Origin of the sequence: Acidovorax sp. Leaf160, assembly GCF_001424265.1 — a bacterium.
Taxonomy (GTDB): domain Bacteria; phylum Pseudomonadota; class Gammaproteobacteria; order Burkholderiales; family Burkholderiaceae_C; genus Paracidovorax.
The window spans coordinates 1-20,243 of record NZ_LMOV01000028.1 but is presented as its reverse complement, the minus strand read 5'-3'; the positions used below and the strand labels follow the sequence as shown (position 1 = coordinate 20,243).

The 20,243-nt window shown below is 69.8% G+C and carries 15 protein-coding genes and 1 riboswitch; of the genes, 10 read left to right on the top strand and 5 right to left on the bottom strand.

Annotation, left to right across the window (positions count from 1 at the left end):
• Window positions 1–65: 65 nt before the first annotated feature.
• Genes ASF94_RS18465 through ASF94_RS18450 form a run of 4 tightly spaced genes read right to left on the bottom strand, consistent with a single transcriptional unit; the run spans window position 66 to window position 4,953 of the window.
• Window positions 66–497, bottom strand: a complete 432-nt coding sequence (locus ASF94_RS18465) for a GtrA family protein (protein ID WP_056670015.1) — start codon at window positions 495–497, stop codon at window positions 66–68.
• A 47-nt stretch (window positions 498–544) separates the two neighbouring features.
• The gene (locus tag ASF94_RS18460) at window positions 545–1,504 is read right to left on the bottom strand and encodes a glycosyltransferase family 2 protein (RefSeq protein WP_056670012.1); all 960 of its coding nucleotides are present in this window, start codon (window positions 1,502–1,504) and stop codon (window positions 545–547) included.
• Window positions 1,488–3,356, bottom strand: a complete 1,869-nt coding sequence (locus ASF94_RS18455; RefSeq protein ID WP_156382596.1) for a glycosyltransferase family 39 protein — start codon at window positions 3,354–3,356, stop codon at window positions 1,488–1,490. The genes ASF94_RS18460 and ASF94_RS18455 overlap by 17 nt, the downstream gene beginning before the upstream one ends.
• A complete protein-coding gene (locus tag ASF94_RS18450) occupies window positions 3,325–4,953 on the bottom strand; it encodes a peptide chain release factor 3 (protein WP_056670005.1) in 1,629 nt (542 codons plus the stop codon). Before ASF94_RS18450 ends, ASF94_RS18455 begins: the two co-directional genes overlap by 32 nt.
• Before the next feature lie 199 nt (window positions 4,954–5,152).
• Between ASF94_RS18450 and ASF94_RS18445 the strand changes: the two genes are divergently transcribed.
• From ASF94_RS18445 to ASF94_RS21845, 5 genes are all read left to right on the top strand, one after another.
• Window positions 5,153–6,460, top strand: coding sequence for an MFS transporter (locus ASF94_RS18445; RefSeq protein ID WP_056670002.1), 1,308 nt, complete (start codon window positions 5,153–5,155; stop codon window positions 6,458–6,460).
• A 48-nt stretch (window positions 6,461–6,508) separates the two neighbouring features.
• A riboswitch (S-adenosyl-L-homocysteine riboswitch) is annotated at window positions 6,509–6,592 on the top strand.
• 87 nt (window positions 6,593–6,679) lie between these two features.
• Entirely contained in the window at window positions 6,680–8,119 is a 1,440-nt protein-coding gene (gene ahcY, locus ASF94_RS18440; RefSeq protein WP_056670000.1) for an adenosylhomocysteinase, read from the top strand.
• A gap of 119 nt (window positions 8,120–8,238) precedes the next feature.
• Window positions 8,239–9,240: a TlyA family RNA methyltransferase gene (locus tag ASF94_RS18435; RefSeq protein ID WP_056669997.1), complete on the top strand. Its 1,002-nt coding sequence runs from the start codon at window positions 8,239–8,241 to the stop codon at window positions 9,238–9,240.
• Complete coding sequence (gene metF / locus ASF94_RS18430; RefSeq protein ID WP_056669994.1) at window positions 9,237–10,097, top strand: methylenetetrahydrofolate reductase [NAD(P)H]; 861 nt, start codon at window positions 9,237–9,239, stop codon at window positions 10,095–10,097. The genes ASF94_RS18435 and metF overlap by 4 nt, the downstream gene beginning before the upstream one ends.
• A 203-nt stretch (window positions 10,098–10,300) precedes the next feature.
• Entirely contained in the window at window positions 10,301–11,137 is an 837-nt protein-coding gene (locus ASF94_RS21845) for a septal ring lytic transglycosylase RlpA family protein (RefSeq protein ID WP_235505429.1), read from the top strand.
• Window positions 11,138–11,229: 92 nt separating this feature from the next.
• Here ASF94_RS21845 and ASF94_RS18420 read toward each other — a convergent pair whose 3' ends face one another.
• On the bottom strand, window positions 11,230–12,141 hold the full coding sequence (locus tag ASF94_RS18420) for a 23S rRNA (adenine(2030)-N(6))-methyltransferase RlmJ (RefSeq protein WP_056669991.1): 912 nt from the start codon (window positions 12,139–12,141) through the stop codon (window positions 11,230–11,232).
• A gap of 195 nt (window positions 12,142–12,336) precedes the next feature.
• Between ASF94_RS18420 and ASF94_RS18415 the strand changes: the two genes are divergently transcribed.
• From ASF94_RS18415 to ASF94_RS18395, 5 genes are all read left to right on the top strand, one after another.
• Window positions 12,337–14,388 carry a serine/threonine-protein kinase gene (locus ASF94_RS18415; RefSeq protein ID WP_056669988.1) on the top strand — a complete coding sequence of 684 codons (2,052 nt, stop codon included), beginning with the start codon at window positions 12,337–12,339 and terminating at the stop codon, window positions 14,386–14,388.
• A 232-nt stretch (window positions 14,389–14,620) separates the two neighbouring features.
• On the top strand, window positions 14,621–16,174 hold the full coding sequence (locus tag ASF94_RS18410; RefSeq protein WP_056669985.1) for a Do family serine endopeptidase: 1,554 nt from the start codon (window positions 14,621–14,623) through the stop codon (window positions 16,172–16,174).
• Between the two features lie 218 nt (window positions 16,175–16,392).
• Window positions 16,393–17,052, top strand: a complete 660-nt coding sequence (locus ASF94_RS18405) for a response regulator transcription factor (RefSeq protein WP_056669981.1) — start codon at window positions 16,393–16,395, stop codon at window positions 17,050–17,052.
• Complete coding sequence (locus ASF94_RS18400) at window positions 17,049–18,632, top strand: ATP-binding protein (protein ID WP_156382595.1); 1,584 nt, start codon at window positions 17,049–17,051, stop codon at window positions 18,630–18,632. Before ASF94_RS18405 ends, ASF94_RS18400 begins: the two co-directional genes overlap by 4 nt.
• Window positions 18,629–20,017, top strand: coding sequence for a phospholipase D-like domain-containing protein (locus ASF94_RS18395; protein WP_056669978.1), 1,389 nt, complete (start codon window positions 18,629–18,631; stop codon window positions 20,015–20,017). Before ASF94_RS18400 ends, ASF94_RS18395 begins: the two co-directional genes overlap by 4 nt.
• Window positions 20,018–20,243 lie beyond the last annotated feature (226 nt).

The window sequence follows — 20,243 nt, the reverse complement described above, 5'->3', positions numbered from 1 at the left end:
GGCAGCCTGCCCGTGACCAGCGATGCCGGCCAGCGGTCTGAACGTGGAGCAGCCTGTGGCGAAAACTATGTCGATGGCGGCCGCTTGGTTCCGAAAACCAATTTTCGGGCACTGAGGAAATTGATGGCCATGCCGCACACGCTGCCTGCGGCGACCCCCGCGACCGGTGCCCAGCTGGCATGGACGAGCATCAGCACCGTGGCGTACGCAACGTAGTTGGCGACAGCCCCACCGAGCATCGCGACCATGTAGCGCCAATACTGTTGCCAGGCGCTGTAGCGGTGGCCGGCGGTGTCGGGCGAGAAGGTGAAACTCCGATTCATCACCCATGTGGCCGTCGCTGCGCCAATGAACGACAGCACGCGACCGCCATACCAGCCGACCCAGGGCGAGAACACGTAGAGCAGCCCAACATCGACCAGGAAACCGGCAGCCCCCACGATGCAAAAGGAGATGAACTGTCGATAGGACTTTCCGTCCTTCGCTTGGGTGGTCACGATGTGGCGGGTTCCTGCGTGAAGAGGTTCGGCATGGGTTGGAGGGATCAGGATGCAGGGGTCGCCAGGTAGGCCAGCCACTTGGCCTCGCGCCGGCCGAGCGTCACCGTGTTGAGCACCGCGCCGCAGACGAGCGACAGCAGGGCGGACAGCATCATCCCGGTCGTGAGCACTGCCGTGGGCAGGCGGGGCACCACGCCGTATTCGAGGTAGGTCAGCGCAATGGGCACAGCCATGCCGATGGAGATCACCGCCAGCAGCAGGGCCAGCAGTGCGAAGAATTCCAGCGGTTTTTCGCTGATCACCAGCTTGGCGATGGTCTTGAGAATCCTCCAGCCATCCTTGAAGGTCGACAGCTTGCTCGTCGAGCCCTCCGGCCGGGAGCTGTAGGCCGTGGGGTGCTCTGCGTAGGGCATCCGCAGCTCCAGCGCATGCACGGTCAGTTCGGTTTCCGTTTCGAAACCCTGCGCGGAGGCCGGGAACGACTTGGCGTAGCGCCGAGAGAACACCCGGTAGCCCGACAGCATGTCGGTGAAGTGGCCGCCGAAGATCCAGAGCACCGATCCGGTCAACAGCCGGTTGCCGAGGCGGTGGCCTGGCCGATAGGTGGAATGGTTCGTTCCGTCGTCGACCCGGCTGCCGATGACCATGTCCAGCTTGTGCTGCTGGAGCATCGAGACCATGTGCGGCGCCTGAGACGCATCGTAGGTGGCGTCGCCATCGACCATGATGTAGATGTCCGCCTCCACGTCCGCGAACATCCGGCGCACCACGTTGCCTTTGCCCCGCAGGCGGACATGGGTGACTTCGGCGCCATGCGCACGGGCGACTGCAGCGGTGTCGTCCGTGGAGTTGTTGTCGAAGACATGCAGCGCCGCATGCGGAAGTGCCTGCCGGAAGCCTGTCAGTACCTGACCGATCGCCAGTGCTTCGTTGTAGCAGGGAACGATCACGGCGATGCGCGTGGCGGACAGGTCGCGGGGCGAGGCGTCAAGATTGATCGGCATAGGGTCCTGGAATGACTTTGTAGGCCTTGTCCCCGTTGGACTCGGCGATGGGCGTGAAATAGCGGGTGAACTCAGGTTTCGCTTCCAGGCCCGGTACGGTCGCCCGATGGACGAGCAAGGTCTCGTAATGCTGGGAGGTCAGTTTTTCGGCCAGCTGCCGAGCCGAGAGCCCGTCCATGTCGCGGTAGCGCCAGGGCCCGAAATGGTCGCCATAGACGGGATTGGGCAAGTAGTAGATCGCACCTTCCAGGCCCCACTGGTACGTTCTGCCGAGCTGCTGGTGCTGGATCGTCTGGCCCAGCCCGTACGACGTCACGCTGCCCATGAGGATCTGATTGCGCTCTGCCTCGTTCGCTGCCACGTTGCGCCACTGTTTCGGCACGGTGTTGATCCACCAGTTCACCGACAGAATCGACACCGCCACGGCGACCAGCACCCCGCCTGCACGGCGCGCGCGCGGACTCGATGCCTTTTCGGACATCACGGAGGGAAGCCGGCCGGTCACCCACTGCAGGGTCTGGACCATCACGACCGCACTGAGCACGCTCAGCACCGGAAAGACCGGCATCAGGTACCGGTCGTAATGGGATGTCACCAGCCACACCGCGAAGCCGAACGCGGCAAAGATCTGCAGGCGCAGCGCGGCAGGGTTGCGGCGCAGCGCAGCAGACAGCGGCGCCAGCGCGGCGGGCCACAAAAACCACTCAGGCCAGTTGGCAGCGTTCTTGAGGTCGAACAGCTGGTAGCGCATGTCAGCCGCGCTCCAGTTGCCGTACCCGAAGACGCTTCCACCCAGCGGGTTGAAGGGGTCGCCGGTGAGAAGGAAGTTGCGCGCGTACCAGTAGATGCATGGAATGGCCAGCGACACCGACCAGAGCAGCAGGTTACGAACACGGTGCGGCTGGATGGCGATGCAGCCGAAGAAGAACGGGAGCAGCCCGAGCGCCTGGTATTTCGAGCCCGCGGCACAGCCCAGCAGCAGGCCGGAAAGCACCAGCCATGCGCGGTCGGCCCGGTGGCGTTCCCACTGGAGATGCGCAATGAGGCCGCCGAAAACGAAGGCACTCACTCCCATGTCGACATGCGCTGCCGCGAACTCGTCGCGCGTCAGCAGGATCCAGAAACTGGCAGCCAGGCAGGCCGCAAGGCGGCCACCATGATGCAGTGCCAGCCGGAAGACCAGCAGCGCCACCATGGCGCCCGTCAGCGCATGCAGCAGATGGGTAAAGACGTCGCCGCGGATGATCAGCCCCGCGGCGTACAGCAGCCCGAGGTTGGCGGGTGCGTAGGGATAGCGCAGCCATTCGTTGATCTGCAGGCGCCCCGTGGCAGCCCACTCCCGCGCGTGCGGCAGGTGGTACATCAGCTCGTCCCAGCGGTAGGGCGGGTGCAGCGCCGACACGGCCAGGGGAACGACCAGCGCCAGCGGCACCAGCGCATAGGGCCAGACCTGCAGGGGCTGTGCTGCCGCTGCTGCTGTCGCTGCCGTGGCCGGGCCGTGCCGCACGGATCGGGCGAGTTGGAGCAGCGCCAGGGCCCAGCCCAGCGCCAGGAGCAGGTTGATGCTGGATCGACGCAACAGGCCGGCGGCCGCGATGCTCTGCAAGGCGACGGTGGCGAGGCCCAGCCCCAGCACGATGGCCAGCCCCTGCAGCAGCCAGCGATCCACAGGGTAGGCACGCGTGTTGCAGCAGGCGAGGGCCGTCCTGCCCAGCCCCCAGAAGGCGATCGCGAAGACCAGCAGCGAGGTGTATTGCTGGGCAGCGAAAACCAGTTTGTCGTTCATGGGATCGGGTGTCCGCTCGCGACGAAGGCGGTCATCAACCCGCCGCCTGCAGTGCCAGCCCCGCATGCTCGCGCAGCGGATGGAAGTGGATCTTCGGGAACCGCTCCTGCGCCAGCCGCACGTCGTAAGGGCTGGTGCACAGGTAGGCCAGCGTGTCCGCCGCGTCATGCGCCAGGCGCAGCGGGTAGGCGTCGGTGAAGGCGCGCAGGTCGGCCGCAGTGTCGGCCGTGATCCAGCGGGCGCCGGTGTACTGGCAGTTCTCCAGGCGGATGTCCGCGTCGTATTCCGTCTTCAGCCGGTGCTGCACGACTTCGAACTGCAGCTGGCCGACCGCGCCCAGCAGCATGTTGCCGCCCGCATCGGGCTTGAACACCTGGATGGCCCCTTCCTCGCCCAGCTGCGCCAGGCCCTGCTGCAGCTGTTTGGTGCGCAGCGGGTTCTTCAGCACCACGGTCATGAACATTTCCGGGGCGAAGAAAGGCAGTCCGGTGAATTGCAGGCTGGCGCCATCGGTGATGGTGTCGCCCAGCTGCACGCCGCCGTGGGTGGTGAAGCCGATGATGTCGCCGGCATACGCCTCTTCCACCGCCTCGCGGCGCTGGCTCATGAAGGTGACGACCGAGGTGGGCCGCAGTTCCTTGGCGGTGCGCTGCACCTTGAGCTTCATGCCCGGGGTGTACTTGCCCGAGGCCACGCGCACGAAGGCGATGCGGTCGCGGTGGTTGGCGTCCATGTTGGCCTGCACCTTGAAGACCACGCCGGAGAAGCCCTCGTCCTCCGGCTGGATCGTCTTGACCACCGGCTGCTTGTTGACCTGCAGCGTGCTCACGCGCGGCCCGGGGGAGGGGGCCATGTCGACCAGCGCGTCCAGCACCTCCATCACGCCGAAGTTGTTCACGCCCGAGCCGAAGAACACCGGGGTGAGCTTGCCGGCCAGGAAGGCTTCCTGGTTCCAGGCGGGCGAGGCGCCCACGGCCAGCTCCATGCTCTCCAGCGCGGCATCGAATTCAGCGCCGAAGCGGGCGCGCAGGGCCGTCTCGTCCGACAGGGGAATGGCTTCGAAATCCTGCGGGCGGCGTTCGCTGCCGCTCTCGAACACCGTCATGGCCTGCGTGCGCAGGTTGATGATGCCGCCGAAGTTCTTGCCCTGGCCCACGGGCCAGGTCATCGGGCAGCACGGCATGCCCAGCTCGCGCTCGACCTCGTCCATGATGTCCAGCGGGTCGCGCACCTCGCGGTCCATCTTGTTGACGAAGGTGATGATGGGCGTGTCGCGCTGGCGGCAGACCTCGATCAGCCGGCGCGTCTGCGCTTCCACGCCGTTGGCGGCGTCGATCACCATCAGCGCCGAATCCACCGCGGTCAGCACGCGGTAGGTGTCTTCCGAGAAGTCCTTGTGGCCGGGCGTGTCGAGCAGGTTGACCACATGGTCCCGGTACGCCATCTGCATCACCGACGAGGCGACCGAGATGCCGCGCTGCTTTTCGATTTCCATCCAGTCGCTGGTGGCGTGGCGGCTGGCCTTGCGGCCCTTCACGGCGCCAGCGATCTGGATCGCGCCCGAGAACAGCAGCAGCTTTTCCGTCAGCGTGGTCTTGCCCGCGTCAGGGTGGGAAATGATGGCGAAGGTGCGGCGGCGCCGGGTTTCTGGGGCGTATGACAAGGGCGGGCTCGGATGGCAATGGAGGGGGCGTGCGGCGTCGTGGCCGTCGCGCAAGGGCCGTGGGCGCAGTGCGCGGTCGCACCGCCACAGGCCCCATGAGTCGCAGGGATTCTAGCGGCGCCGCATCGGTCGCCTTCGGATTGGACAGCGCCGGAGTGCCCGCGCAGAATCGCGGCCGACCTCCGCCGTGGCGATCCGCATGACAACCTCCCCCACCGACCTACCGATCCCTCCGCCCTCCGCTGCATCTACGGCTTCCGCCGCCCCTGCCGCACCGGCCGCAGATTCCGCCCTGCCCGGTGGCGCGGTGGCGGGCACGCCGGCCTACCGCCGCATCACCATCGCGCTGTTCTTCGCGGGTTTCGCGACGTTCTCGCTGCTCTACTGCGTCCAGCCGCTGCTGCCGGAGTTCGCGCGGCATTTCCAGATCGGCGCGGCCGCCAGTTCGGTGGCGCTGTCGGTCAGCACGGCCGCACTGGCGGTCTCGATCCTGGTGGCGGGTGCGGTGTCCCAGGCGGTGGGGCGGCGCTGGCTGATGTTCGGCTCGATGGCGCTGGCGGCCCTCTGCAACCTGCTCGCGGCCCTGGCGCCGCACTGGTCCCTGTTGCTGGCCGCGCGCACGCTGGAGGGCGTGCTGCTGGGCGGCGTTCCGGCCGTGGCCATGGCCTATCTGGCCGAGGAGATCGATGCGCGGGGACTAGGTTACGCGATGGGCCTCTACATCGGCGGCACCGCGTTCGGCGGCATGGCCGGCCGGGTGGGCGTGGGGCTGCTGACCGACGCCTTCGGCTGGCGCGAAGCCATGGTCATCGTCAGCGTGCTCGACCTGCTGGTCGCCATCGGCTTCGTGCTGTTGCTGCCGCCCTCGCGCCGCTTCGTGCGCGCGGCCGGCATGGGGGTGCGGCAGAACGCAGCCATCTGGCGGGAGCATCTGCGCAACCCCGTGCTGCCACTGCTGGTCGCCGTCGGCTGCCTGCTGGTGGGGCCGCTCGTCTCGGTCTTCAACCTGGTGAGCTTTCGCCTGTCGTCGCCTGCCTTCGGGCTGGGCCAGGCGGAGATCGGCCTGATCTTCTGCGCCTATCTGCTGGGCATGTGCGCGTCGCCCTGGGCCGGCGCGCTGGCCGACCGGCTGGGGCGCCCGGTGGTGCTGCTGGGCTGCGTGGCGCTCATGGCCGCCGGCGTGCTGCTCACCCTGCCGTCGCACCTGGCCACGCTGATCGCCGGGATCTGCCTGCTCACGCTCGGCTTCTTCGGCGGGCATGCGGTGGTCAGCGGCTGGGTGGGCGCGTCGGCGCTGCATTCCAAGGGCCATGCGTCGTCGATGTACCTGCTGGCGTACTACATGGCCTCCAGCGTGCTGGGCGTGGTGGCGGGCGGCTTCTGGGAGCGAGGGCAGTGGCCGGCCGTGGTGCTGTTCTGCATGCTGCTGCTGGGGCTCGCTCTCTTCTTCACGCTGCGGCTGAGGGCCGGGACAACGCGCGCCTTCTGCGGCAGTGCCCCACGCTGACCGGCCTGGCGGGCCCCGGCTGGCCCGCGCTTTTTGTACAATACGCGCCTTTCCGAGGAGCGTTGCAGCGTCCCCAGCACAGCGGGGCGTGAGGCTCGGAAGCCGGTTCCTTCGCAACGACGCTCACCCACGCTGGTTTCGGTGCGGTGAGCGACTGCCTCCCATCTCCCGTCGCCGGACCTGCGTGGTTTTCATTGCCATCCTTGACTGGAGAAAACCATGAGCGCAGTTCTCAAGCCCCAGGCCGATCAGGCCGACCAAGCCATCGCCGACATCTCCCTTGCCGCCTGGGGCCGCAAGGAAATCAAGATCGCCGAAACCGAAATGCCCGGCCTGATGGCCATCCGCGAGGAGTTTGCCGCGGCCCAGCCGCTCAAGGGCGCGCGCATCACCGGTTCGCTGCACATGACAATCCAGACCGCCGTGCTGATCGAAACCCTGAAGGCCCTGGGCGCCGACGTGCGCTGGGCTTCGTGCAACATCTTCTCCACGCAGGACCATGCCGCGGCCGCCATTGCCGCCAGCGGCACGCCGGTGTTCGCCATCAAGGGCGAATCGCTGGAAGACTACTGGGACTACACCCATCGCATCTTCGACTTCGGCCCCAAGGGCAGCGCCGGCGAAGGCCCCAACATGATCCTGGACGACGGCGGCGACGCCACGCTGCTGATGCACCTGGGCCAGCGCGCCGAGAAGGACGCATCGCTGGTGGCCGGCGACGGCGGCAGCGAGGAAGAGCGCATCCTGTTCGCGGCCATCCGCAAGAAGCTGGCCGAAGACGCCACCTGGTACAGCCGCAAGTCGGCCGAGATCATCGGCGTGACCGAAGAGACCACCACCGGCGTGCACCGCCTGAACGAGATGTCCGCCAAGGGCACGCTGCTGTTCCGCGCCATCAACGTGAACGACTCGGTCACCAAGTCCAAGTTCGACAACCTGTACGGCTGCCGTGAATCGCTGGTGGACGGCATCAAGCGTGCCACCGACGTCATGATCGCCGGCAAGGTGGCCGTGGTGGCGGGCTACGGCGACGTGGGCAAGGGCTCTGCCCAGGCGCTGCGTGCCCTGTCGGCCCAGGTGTGGGTCACCGAGATCGACCCCATCAACGCGCTGCAGGCGGCCATGGAAGGCTACCGCGTGGTGACGATGGAATACGCGGCCGACAAGGCCGACATCTTCGTGACCACCACCGGCAACAAGGACATCATCACGCACGACATCATGGCGGCGATGAAGGACCAGGCCATCGTCTGCAACATCGGCCACTTCGACAACGAGATCGACGTCGCGTCGATCGAGAAGTACGAATGGGAAGAGATCAAGCCGCAGGTGGACCACATCACCTTCCCCGACGGTAAGAAGATCATCCTGCTGGCCAAGGGCCGCCTGGTGAACCTGGGCTGCGGTACGGGCCACCCCAGCTTCGTGATGTCGTCTTCGTTCGCCAACCAGACCATCGCGCAGATCGAACTGTTCACCAAGCCCGATCAGTACGAAGCCGGCAAGGTCTACGTACTGCCCAAGCTGCTGGACGAGAAGGTCGCACGCCTGCACCTGAAGAAGGTCGGCGCCATGCTGACGGAGCTGACGGACGCCCAGGCCGCCTACATCGGCGTAAGCAAGAGCGGCCCGTTCAAGCCCGACACCTACCGCTACTAAGCACCTGCTTGCGCTGGCAGCCTCTGCCGGCGCAAGCTGTTTGCTATAAAAATAATAGCTACCGGCGCTTTATTCATCAGCGCCGGTGGCACTTTTGACTCTGAAAAAAGGATGGGCGCATGCGCGCAGACGTCTACCTGGTGGACAAGGGCCACGCAACCACCCGGTCGCAGGCGCAACGCCTGATCGCCGCCGGCGTGCAGTGGCGGCTGGCGGCCAGCCTGCCGTGGAACAAGGTCGCCAAGAACGGCGACGACATTCCCGAGATCGCCGAAGTGCAGCTGCTCGACCAGGCCGAGGCGCGGTATCTCTCGCGCGGCGGCCTGAAGCTCGAAGGCGCGCTGCAGGCGACGGGCCTGCGCGTGGCCGGCTGGCGCTGCCTGGACGTGGGCCAAAGCACCGGCGGCTTCACCGACTGCCTGCTGCAGCAGGGGGCCGCGCAGGTGATCGGCGTGGACGTGGGCCACGGCCAGTTGCACGACCGGCTGCGGCAGGACCCGCGCGTCGTTGCCGTGGAAGGCCTCAACGCCCGCTCCATCACCGCCGAGTCGCTGCAGGATGCCTGCGAGGAAGCGCTTTCCGAACAGGTGGAGCAGGAACCGGAAGACAACGATACCCAGCCCGAGGCACCCTACAGCTGGATGCGCAACGGCGGCATGGTCGATGACGACTACGACGACAGCGACGATGCCAAGGAGCACGACGTGGAAGCCTTCAAGGCCGAGCGGTCGGCCAAGGCCCGGGCCCGCGCGCAGGGCACGCTGCCCACCGTGCGCCGCCGCCGTGCGGGGCTGGAGTCCGTCGACGTGACGCCCGTCTTCGACCTGGTGACGGGCGACGTGTCGTTCATCTCGCTCACCCTGATCCTGCCCGCCGTGGCGCCGCTGCTGAAAGCCGGCGGCGAGCTGCTGATGCTGGTCAAGCCGCAGTTCGAGCTGCAGCCAGGCCAGGTCGGCAAGGGCGGCATCGTGCGCGATGAAACGCTTTACCCGGTGGTCGAGCAGCGCATCCGCGACTGCTGCGCCGCCGCAGGCCTGACCGTGGTCGGCTGGCACGACAGCGCGATCGATGGCGGTGATGGCAACCGCGAATTCTTCATCCATGCCAGGAGCGCCGCATGAGCCAACGCCCCGCTTCCCCTCCCGTGTCCGCTGCCTTGCCGGTCAGCTTCGAATTCTTCCCGCCCAAGACGGCCGAGGGCGCCGAGAAGCTGCGCGCCGTGCGCCAGCAGCTCTATGCCCGCCAACCCGAGTTCTGCTCGGTGACGTACGGCGCCGGCGGCTCCACGCAGGAAGGCACGTTCGGCACCGTGCGCGAGATCCTGTCCGAAGGCGTCAGCGCCGCATCGCATTTCTCATGCATCGGCGCCACCGAGGAAACGGTGCGCGCCCAGCTCGCACAGCTCAAGGCCATGGGCGTCAAGCGCCTGGTGGCGCTGCGCGGCGACCTGCCCAGCGGCTACGGCGCGGGCGGCGCCTTCCACTATGCGAGCGACCTGGTGGCCTTCATCCGCGCGGAGACGGGCGATGACTTCCACATCGAGGTGGCCGCCTATCCGGAAGTGCATCCGCAGGCCCGCTCGCCCGAAGCCGACCTGCAGGCCTTCGCCGCCAAGGTGCGGGCGGGGGCCGACTCGGCCATCACCCAGTACTTCTTCAATGCCGACGCCTACTTCCGCTTCGTGGACGAGACGCGCCGCCTGGGCCTGGACGTGCCGGTGGTGCCCGGCATCATGCCCATCCTGGGCTCGACCCAGCTGATGCGGTTTTCCGACGCCTGCGGCGCCGAGATCCCGCGCTGGATCCGGCTGCGCCTGCTGGGCTTCGGCGACGACGTGGCCAGCATCCGCGCCTTCGGCCTGGACGTGGTTGCCGAACTGTGCGAGCAACTGCGCACGCGCGGCGTGCCGGCGCTGCACTTCTACACCATGAACCAGAGCGGGGCCACGCTGGAGCTGTGCCGGCGCCTGGGCCTGTAAGCAGGATCGGCGCCGGGTTTTCCGGGCCAGCGGGGCGACGGCCTTGCGCACCCGGCAGTCCACACGGCCCGCCCTTCGCGCCCGGCTGCGACTCGTTACGCGGCCCCGAAAGGCTCGGCTAACATCGCGCCGATGAAAAATTCCAACGCCCCCTGGTGGCGTGTCGGCGCCCGCCGCACAGCCCACCTTCCGGCGCGGACCGCATGAGGCGCATCGCGGTCGCCGGTCTTCGTCATCTGCTGGTGAGCCTTTCCCCGCGCACGCTGCGCCGCTCCGCCGTGCTCGCCAGCGTCTTTGTGTTGACGGCATGCGCGGTGCCCTCGGCGCCGCCGGTGCCAGGCGGCGACCGAGCCGGGGACGGCGACAGCCCTGCCGCAGCGGTCCCGTCAGCCGCGCCCTCCCGTGCGCCGCTGCGCACGCTGATCGCGCCGCCCAGGAGCGCTGCCGCTGCGCCTGCCGACGCCGGTTCCGGTTCCGGTTCCGGTTCAGCCTCCCGAGAAGGCGCTTCGGCCAGAGCGGCTGCCGACGCTGCAGCCGCGGCCCCCGGGCGCCGCCCGGCGCAGCGCGAGGCCGATCTGCCGCCCATTTCCACCGTCGTGCCGTCCATTGCGCCGGCAGGCGTGCCGGGGCCGAACGGCATGTATTCGTTGGAGCGCGACAAGCCCGGCGAGGGCCTGCGCGGCCCGGACGCCGGTGAAGATGCCGAGCCGGACGAGCAGGGCATGGCGTCGTGGTATGGCGCGCGGTTCCACAAGCGCCGCACGGCCAGCGGCGAGCGCTTCGACATGTATGCGCTCACCGCCGCCCATCCCACTCTGCCGTTCGGCACGCGCGTGTGCGTGCGGAGCCTCTCGACCGGCCGCTCGGTGCAGGTGCGCATCAACGACCGGGGGCCGCATGCGGCCGGCCGCATCATCGACCTGAGCCAGGCCGCAGCCAAACAGCTGGGCATGCTGGGGCTGGGCACCAAGTCGGTGGCCATCACGGCGCTGGCCGCCGAGGACGATGGCGGCTGCCCGGACAAGGACCAGGCGGACTGAGCCGCGCAGGCGGCACGGCCGGGATGGGGGAATGGGCGGGATGGCGTCCGTGCCCCGCTGGCCGGGGCGCCAGCCGCGGGCAGCGGGGCCGGTCAGCCGCCCGATTCGAGGCTGTGCGCGGCGTGGCGGTCCTGCTGCAGCAGTTCGGCCATCTGCGGCAGGGCGTCTTTCAGCGCGGCCTTGAGCGTGAAAGGCGGGTTGATGAGGAACATGCCGCTGGCGGGCAGGCCGGGCCGGCGCTTCTCGCCTTCGGCGTTCTCGACCAGTTTGCTGTTCTTCACCGTCAGCGTGGCGTGCAGCCAGGGCTTGCCCGCCTTCACGGCCATGGTCTTCAGGCGGCGCGGCAGGTCGTGCGCCTCGGGCCGCGGAATGATCGGGTACCAGACGGCATAGGTGCCGGTGGCGAAGCGCTTGAGCGAGTCGGCCACCATGTCCAGCACGCGGCCATAGTCGCTCTTCATTTCATAGCTGGGATCGCAGAGCAGGAGCGCGCGGCGGGCCGGCGGGGGCAGGAACTTCTTCACACCCTCGAACCCGTCCTCGTGCAGCACGGCCACCTGGCGGCCGGCTTCGAGCTGGGCCACGTTGCCGGCCAGCGAGCGCAGGTCGGTCGGGTGCAGCTCGAACAGCTTGAGCTTGTCGTGGCTGCGCAGCAGGTGCTGGGCGATGAAGGGGGAGCCGGGGTACACGCGGGTCTGCGTGCCCTGGTTGAAGGCCCGCACAACGTCCACATAGGCCTGCAGGGCAGGGGACAGCGGCGCGGATGCCGCCCCCTTGGCGTCAGCCGGTGCCGGTGCCAGCAGCCGGGCGATGCCGTCGGCCGCCTCGCCGCTGGTGCTGGCATAGTCGCCGTCCAGCCGGTAGAGACCGGCCCCCGCATGGGTGTCGAGCACGGTCAGCGCCGCGTCTTTCTGGGTCAAATGCTGCAGGGTGGCAATCAACACGGTGTGCTTGAGCACGTCCGCATGGTTGCCTGCATGGAAGGCGTGGCGATAACTGAACATCGCCCAATGGTAACCAGCGCGGCCGCCGGGCGCCCCGCCGAACGCGCTTTCCACGCCGGAAGGCGGTTTTGTCGCCTGCGCGGCGCTTCTTCCGCCATGATGGCGCGCCCGTCTTGTGCAGCGCACGCTACGATGGGCGGTGTGCGCCCCTGGGCGCCCGGTTTTTCGTTTCACGCCCCTTCCGTCCCTCCCACCATGTCCAGTCCCCTTTCTGCCAGCGCCGTGAACCATGTCGATGCGCTGCAGCCCGGTGCGCGCCTGGGAGAGTTCGAGGTGCTGTCGCTGTTGGGCGTGGGCGGCTTCGGCATGGTGTACCGCGCCTTCGACCATTCCCTGATGCGCTTCGTCGCCATCAAGGAATACCTGCCGTCGTCGCTGGCGGGGCGCACGCAGGGGCAGACGCTCTGGGTGCGCTCGTCGGCCGACGAGCAGTCCTACCAGGCCGGTCTGGCCTCTTTCGTGAACGAGGCGCGGCTGCTGGCGCAGTACGACCACCCCTCGCTGGTCAAGGTGTTCCGCTTCTGGGAGGCCAATCACACGGCCTACATGGTCATGCCGCTCTATGGCGGCATGACCCTCAAGCAGGCCCGCGCCCACATGCGCACGCCGCCGCCGGAGGCGTGGCTGCGCAAGGTGCTGTGGTCGGTGCTGGGTGCCCTGCGGGTGCTGCACGACGCGCAGATGCTGCACCGCGACGTCTCGCCCGACAACATCTTCCTGCAGGACGTGGGTCCTCCGGTGCTGCTGGACCTGGGCGCCGCCCGCCGCGCCATCAGCGACCGCGACCGCCAGCACACCGCCGTGCTGAAGGTCAACTACGCCCCCATCGAGCAATACACCGACGCCGGCAGCGACCTGCGCCAGGGGCCGTGGAGCGACCTCTATTCGCTGGCCGCCGTCATGCACGGCTGCCTGTGCAACGACACGCCGCTGCCCGCCACGCTGCGCGCCATCCGCGACCGCATGGTGCCGTTCGACCGCGTGGCGCGCACCGTGCAGGAGCAGTTCGGCGTCTCGTATTCCGCCCCGTTCGTGCACGCCATGTCGCAGGCACTGCAGCTGCGCCCCGAAGACCGGCCGCAGTCCATCGACGCTTTCTCGCAGTTGCTGGAGCTGCAGGCGCCAACCGGGGGGCTGGAGCAATTCGACTTCCGGGCCGAGCTGGGAAGCATCTGGGTCGATCCCGGGGCGTCCGACGGCCGGGCGCCCCCTGCGCCGATGCCGCAGGACCTGGCAGCGACGTCCACGACCCGGGTGCCTCAGCCGCTGGCCCAGGTGCTGGCAGAGCAGGCAGCGGTGGCGAGCGCGGCAGCCGCCGTGCCGTCCCCCGTGCCGGCTCCGGAGCCGCTGGTGCCCTCCACGCCTGCGGCGTCTGGGGCCAACCCGCAGCCGCTGCCTCCCGCTGCCGTCGATGTCGATCTGGTCCTCGCCCCCGAGCCCGCTTCCGCTCCACTGGCGCCGCCTGTTACTGTTCCTGTGCCTGTGCCTGTGCCTGTGCCTGTGCCTGTGCCTGCGCCTGTGCCTGTGCCTGCGCCTGTACCCGCGCCTCCGGTGCCCGCGCCGCAGCCCCCGGCATCCGCGCCCACGGCCCGCACTGCCGCGAGGGGCGGTGTACCGCCCGAGGCGCCTGCTTCCACTGCACCAACGGTGGCGGGTGGCGGCCAGGGGGCGCCGTCTCGGAAGATGGTCTTCGCCCTGCTGGGCTTGCTGGTCGTTGCCGCCATCGCCCTGATCTTCTGGTGGCGGGCAGCGCCCAAGCAGCCGCCCCGCACACCCGACGACCAGATCATCACCGAGATGGCCGAGGCGGCCACGGCCCCGGCCTCCGCTGCCTTGCCGGCAGCCTCTGCCGCAGCCGCGGCGCCCGCCGCCGCCACGCCCGCGGCGCAAGTGGCTTCGGCCGAGGCTCCGGCGCCCGCCTTCGTCAACGCGCCGGCCCCGCGTCCGGCCAAGCCCGCGACCCGGCGCGAGACGCCGGTCGCGGCAGCGGCACCCGCCACCACGGCGCCCGCTGCGGAAGCCGCCCCTGCCGCGCCCGCCGCACCTACTCCCGCACCTGCCGCACCGAGCCGGCCGGCCCGGCCGCCCAACCCCAGCGAGACCTGTGCCAGCGCCTCGGTGCTCACCCGCCCCATGTGCATTCACCGCGAATGCCAGGCGGCCGGTGCGGGCAGCTATCCCGTCTGCGTCGAAAACCGCCGCCGCCAGGAGGAAGAGGCGCGCAAGCGGGAGATGTTCTCGCAATAGCGGCACAGCACCTGCGCGCCGGCCGTGGGAGCGTCCTGGCAGACGCCTTCCGGCCTGCGGGCTTCGTCTCCCCGGCGTGGCGGCGCCTGCCGTGGCCCGTCCGGCTTTCCGGATGGTTTCCGTGCCCCGCCGCCCAGGCCCGGCCCAGGCGCGGCCTAAGCCCGGCCTAAGCCCGGCCTAAGTGTCGCTGCCGACACTGGCGTTCATGCAACAACCTACCGAAAGGTCTGCCATGAACTCCATTCTCTCCACCCCACGCCGCCTGACCCTGGCGCTGATCGCTGCGGGCGCCGTGGGTGCGACCGGCGCAGGGCTCGTCACCAACATGCGGCCCGGGCACGCCGCGGTGCCGCAGCCGGTGGCTGTCGCGGCGGCGGCGGCACCCGGTGGCCTGCCCTCCGGCGGCGTGGCGATGCCGGACTTCGCCCAGATCACGGCGCGCAATGGCGCCGCAGTGGTCAACATCAGCGTGACCGGCACCACCAAGACGTCGCTCGGCGGCGCGGGGGACGAGGGCGACGACGATGACGACGACACCCCGGCCGCGCAGCAGCGCGGTGCGCAGGGCATGAACCCGAACGATCCGTTCTACGAATTCTTCAAGCGCTTCGGCATGCCCGGTGGCGGCGGCCGCATGCAGCCCCAGCGCGAAGTGCCGATGCAGGGCGAGGGCTCGGGCTTCATCGTCAGCCCGGATGGCGTGGTGCTCACCAACGCCCACGTGGTCAAGGGCGCCAGCAGTGTCACGGTCAAGCTGACCGACCGGCGCGAGTTCCGCGCCAAGGTACTGGGCTCCGACCCCAAGACCGACATCGCGGTGCTGAAGATCGACGCCAGCCACCTGCCCGTGGTGCAGCTGGGCAGCACGCAGGCGCTGAACGTGGGCGAATGGGTGCTCGCCATCGGCTCGCCCTTCGGCTTCGAGAACAGCGTGACGGCCGGCGTGGTCAGCGCCAAGGGCCGAGCCCTGCCGGACGACAGCTTCGTGCCCTTCATCCAGACCGACGTGGCGGTGAACCCGGGCAACTCCGGCGGCCCGCTGTTCAACACGCGCGGCGAGGTAGTGGGCATCAACTCGCAGATCTACAGCCGCTCCGGTGGCTACCAGGGCGTTTCGTTCGCCATTCCGATCGAGGTGGCGGCGAAGGTGAAGGACCAGATCCTCGCCACCGGCAAGGCCAGCCATGCGCGGCTCGGCGTGTCGGTGCAGGAAGTGAACCAGGCTTTTGCCGACTCGTTCCAGCTCGACAAGCCTGAGGGCGCTCTGGTGGCGGGTGTGGAGCCCGGCGGGCCGGCCGACAAGGCGGGGCTCAAGTCGGGCGATGTGATCCGCAGCATCGACGGCCAGCCCATCGTGGCCTCGGGCGACCTGCCGGCCTTCGTCGGCCAGGCGGCGCCCGGCAGCCAGGCGCGCATGGAGGTGTGGCGCCACGGCAAGAAGGAAGAGATCGTCGCCACGCTGGGCGACGCCAGCGACAGGAAGGCGGCCCAGGCCGCCGCGGGCGAGAAGGGGGTGGGCAAGGGCCAGCTGGGCCTGGCATTGCGGCCGCTGACCCCGCAGGAGCGGCGTGAGGCAGGCGTGGAGGGCGGTCTGCTGATCGAGCAGGTGCGCGGCCCGGCTGCGCAGGCGGGCGTGGCGCCCGGCGACGTGCTGCTGGCCGTCAACGGGACGCCGGCCCAGGGGCTCGACCAGGTACGCGAGGCGGTGTCCAAGTCCGGCAAGTCGGTGGCCTTGCTGATCGAGCGCGACGGCAACAAGATCTTCGTGCCCGTGCGGCTGGGGTGACGGGGCGGGCCCCGGGCGGCGGCTCGGCAAGCCGCTGCCGAGGCGCCGTCCTGCCTTGCGGGAACATCGCAGCCGCTATCCTTGGCGGCATGACTGTCGCCCGCACCGACCCTGCCGCCGCAGCCGCCACCTCCGCCGCTGCCGCCGTCGCCGTATTGATGGCCCCCTGTCCAGCGCCCCGGCGGGGGCGCCTTGACTTCTGACCGGAATCCTGTCCCATGCGCCTTCTGCTGGTGGAAGACGACCCCATGATCGGCGAAGCCGTGCACGACCTGCTGCGCGCCGATCACCACGCCGTGGATTGGGCGCGCGACGGCGCCCTGGCCGATACGGCATTGCGCACCCAGACCTACGACCTGGTCCTGCTGGATTTGGGCCTGCCGCGCCGTGATGGCCTGTCCGTGCTGCGCGACCTGCGGGCCCGCAAGGACCGCACACCCGTGCTGATCGCCACCGCCCGCGACGCCGTCGCCCAGCGGGTGGAGGGCCTCGACGCGGGTGCCGACGATTACCTGCTCAAGCCCTACGACATGGACGAGCTGCTGGCGCGCATCCGCGCGCTCACCCGCCGAGCGGCCGGCCGGGCCGAGCCGGTGTACGAGCACCAGGGCGTGGTCATCTGCCCTGCGACCCGCGAAGTCACCGTGCAGGGCCAGGCCGTGGTGCTGTCGGCCCGGGAATGGGCGGTGCTGGAGCCGCTGCTGGCGCGGCCCGGCGCGGTGCTGTCGCGCCAGCAACTGGAAGAAAAGCTCTATGGCTGGAGCGAGGAGATCAGCAGCAACGCCGTGGAGGTGTACATCCACGGCCTGCGCAAGAAGCTGGGCGCCGAACTGGTGCTGAACGTGCGCGGCGTGGGCTACATGGTTCCGAAGGCATGACCGGGCCCGCCCGCAGTGCCAACAGCGCCCACGGCGCCCACGCGGACGCACCCGGCGCACCCGGCGCGCCCGCCCCGGCACCCGCGTCTTCGCCCTCAGGGGCGGGCGCCCGCGCACCGTCGCTGCGCGCGCGCCTGCTCTGGTTCCTGCTGGCCGCCATCGCATGCGCTGCGCTGGCGCAGGTCGGGCTGGCTTATCGCGCTGCGCTGGCCGAAGCCGACCTGCTGTTCGACTACCACATGCAGCAGATGGCGCAGGCATTGCGCCCCGGGCTGCCCTCGCTGCCGTCGGGCGATGCGCCGCTGCCGCCGGGCGAAGTGGAGAACCATGAATTCGTCGTGCAGGTGTGGTCCTCCGACGGCCTGCGCGTGTACGAATCGGCGGTGGGGGCCGCCCTGCCGCAGCGCGCCGTGCTGGGCTTCTCCAACGTGAACGCCAACGGCACCACCTACCGCGTGCTGTCGGTCCAGACCCGGGCGCAGGTGATTCAGGTGGCGCAGGACATGGCCACGCGGCGCGACATGGCGCGGGCGCTGGCGCTGCGCACCGCCGCGCCCATCGCGCTGCTCGCGCCGCTGCTGGCGCTGGCCGTGTGGTGGGCAGTGAGCGGTTCGCTGGCCCCGGTCGAGCGCGTGCGCCGCCAGGTCGCCAGGCGGCAGGCGGACGACCTCTCGCCCGTCGATGGGAACGCGTTGCCCGCCGAGGTCCGGCCCTTGGTCGACGAGCTGAACCTGCTGCTGGGCCGCGTGCAGCGGGCGTTCGAGGCGCAGCAGCACTTCGTGGCCGACGCCGCCCATGAGTTGCGCTCGCCTCTTGCGGCGCTCAAGCTGCAGGTGCAGGGCCTGCAGCGCGCGCCCGACGAGGCCACGCGGGAGCGGGCGGTCGGGCGGCTGGCCGCCGGCATCGACCGCGCGACGGCCTTGGTGGAGCAGTTGCTGGCCCTGGCCCGCCAGGAGGCCCGGCTGACGGCGGGCACTCCCGCGCAGCCCGTGGTGCTGGCCGATCTGGCCCGCCAGTCCGTGGTGGACGCCGCCGCTCAGGCGCAGGCCAGCGGCATCGACCTGGGCCTGGGCCGTGCCGACCCCGTGGCCGTGCCGGGCCATGCGGAGGCACTGCGCATCCTGCTGCGCAACCTGATCGACAACGCCCTGAAGTACACGCCCGCGGGCGGTACGGTGGACGTGAGCGTGACCGCGGTGGGTGAGGGCAGTGGACCCGGGGCCGACGCCGACGCAAACGCCGACGCACACGCCCACGGCGAGCCGGCCGCCTTGCAGCTGGTGGTGGAAGACAGCGGCCCCGGCATCGCCGAGGAAGACCGTGCGCAGGTGCTGGCGCGCTTTCACCGCGCTGCGCAGGCCGATGCGCAGGGCCGCCCCATCGCGGGCAGTGGCCTGGGCCTGTCCATCGTGCAGACCATCGCGCGCATGCACCGGGCCACGCTGGAGCTGGGCCGCTCGGACCGCCTGGGCGGGCTGCGCATCGCGGTGCGCCTGCCGCTGCATGCCACCCTGGTGGCGGTGGACACGCCTGAACTCCAGCCCTCCGCGCTGCGCGCGGGCGGCGGCGGCTGCGCATGATCCGCGTCGCGGTGCTGTCGGGCCTGGGCCATGCGGTATTCGTGGCCGTGGGGCTGCTGATCTACGTCATGGCCACCCGCATCGGCTACCAGCGGCGCCATCCCTCGGCGGCGATGGGCTGGGTGCTGGCCATCATCGCTTTTCCGTACTTCGCCGTGCCGCTCTTCCTGCTGGTCGGCACACGCAAGTTCGGCCGGCCGGTGCGGCATGCACGGCTGGCTTCCTCCACGCCGCTGCCCCAAGGCGGACCCGCCTGGGCTGCGGAACTGCTGGCCTGCATGGAGCTGGCCCCGGCGCAGCGCAACCACGCTGTCGACATGCACGCCGACGGCTCCGCCGCCCTGCGCGGGCTGATGCACACCATCGATGGCGCCGAGCGCAGCCTGGACGTCTGCACCTTCGTCTTCGCCAACGACGAGATCGGCCGGCTGGTGGCGCAGGGGCTGCTGCGGGCCGTGCAGCGGGGCGTGGCCGTTCGCCTGCTGGTCGACGCGGTCGGCAGCCTGCAGATGCCCCATCGCCTGCTGCGGGGCCTGCGGCGCGACGGCGTGCAGGTGCAGCGCTTCATGCCCGTGCTGCACAACCCCTTGCGTGGCCGCACCAATCTGCGCAACCACCGCAAGCTGGTGGTGGCCGACGGCGAGCGGCTCTGGAGCGGTGGCCGCAACCTCGCCTGCGAATATTTCCTGGACCGCCCGGGCGTGCCGGCATGGATCGACCTGAGCTACGTGGCGCAGGGCCCGCTCGCCGTGCAGGCCGCGCTGCAATTCGCAGCCGACTGGCATGCCGCCAGCGGCCGCGCGCCCCGCACCGTGTTGCCCCTGGCGCCGGTGCCCGAGCCGCCCGAGGGCCCGCTCGCCCAGTGGCTGCCCAGCGGCCCGGACCACGCCGACGACACCGTGCATGCCCTGCTGGTGGCCGCCGCCTACCATGCCCGCGAACGCATCGTGGCCTTCACGCCGTACTTCGTGCCGGACGACGCACTGCTGGAAGCCTGGTGCCTGGCCTGCCGCCGCGGCGTTCAGGTGACCCTGCTGGTGCCCGCGCGCTCCAACCATCGCCTGGCCGACTGGGCGCGCGAGCGGTCGCTGCGCGAACTGGCTGCCGCCGGCGCGCAGGTCTGGCTGGCGCCGCACATGGTGCATGCCAAGGCGGTGCTGATCGATGACGAGGTCGCGCTGTGCGGGTCGCTCAACCTGGATGCGCGCAGCCTGTTCCTCAACTACGAGGCGATGGCGGCGTTCTACTCGCCCGCCCAGGTGCGCTGGCTGGCGGACTGGTGTGGGGCGGAGATCGCTCGGGCAGCGCCTTATCGGGGGCGCAGGCCGTCCTGGGGGCGGGATGTGGCGGAAGGGGTGGTGCGGGCTGTGGGGTTTCAGCTTTAGCGTGGGGCCTCGCCTGGCAGGCGGTCATCGATCTCGTTGACTGTCGACCTGCTGATCTGCTGGCCGTTCGGGCTGAGCTTGTCTAAGCCTTTGCGCGCTGCCCGGGCGGTGCTGGCGGGTGCTGGGTCTTTGCTTCCCGGGGCCGGGATTTCGCCCCGGCGGGCGAGTAACTTTCTTTCGTCTCGCCGAAAGAAAGTCACCAAAGAAAGGGCGACCCTGCTGTGCG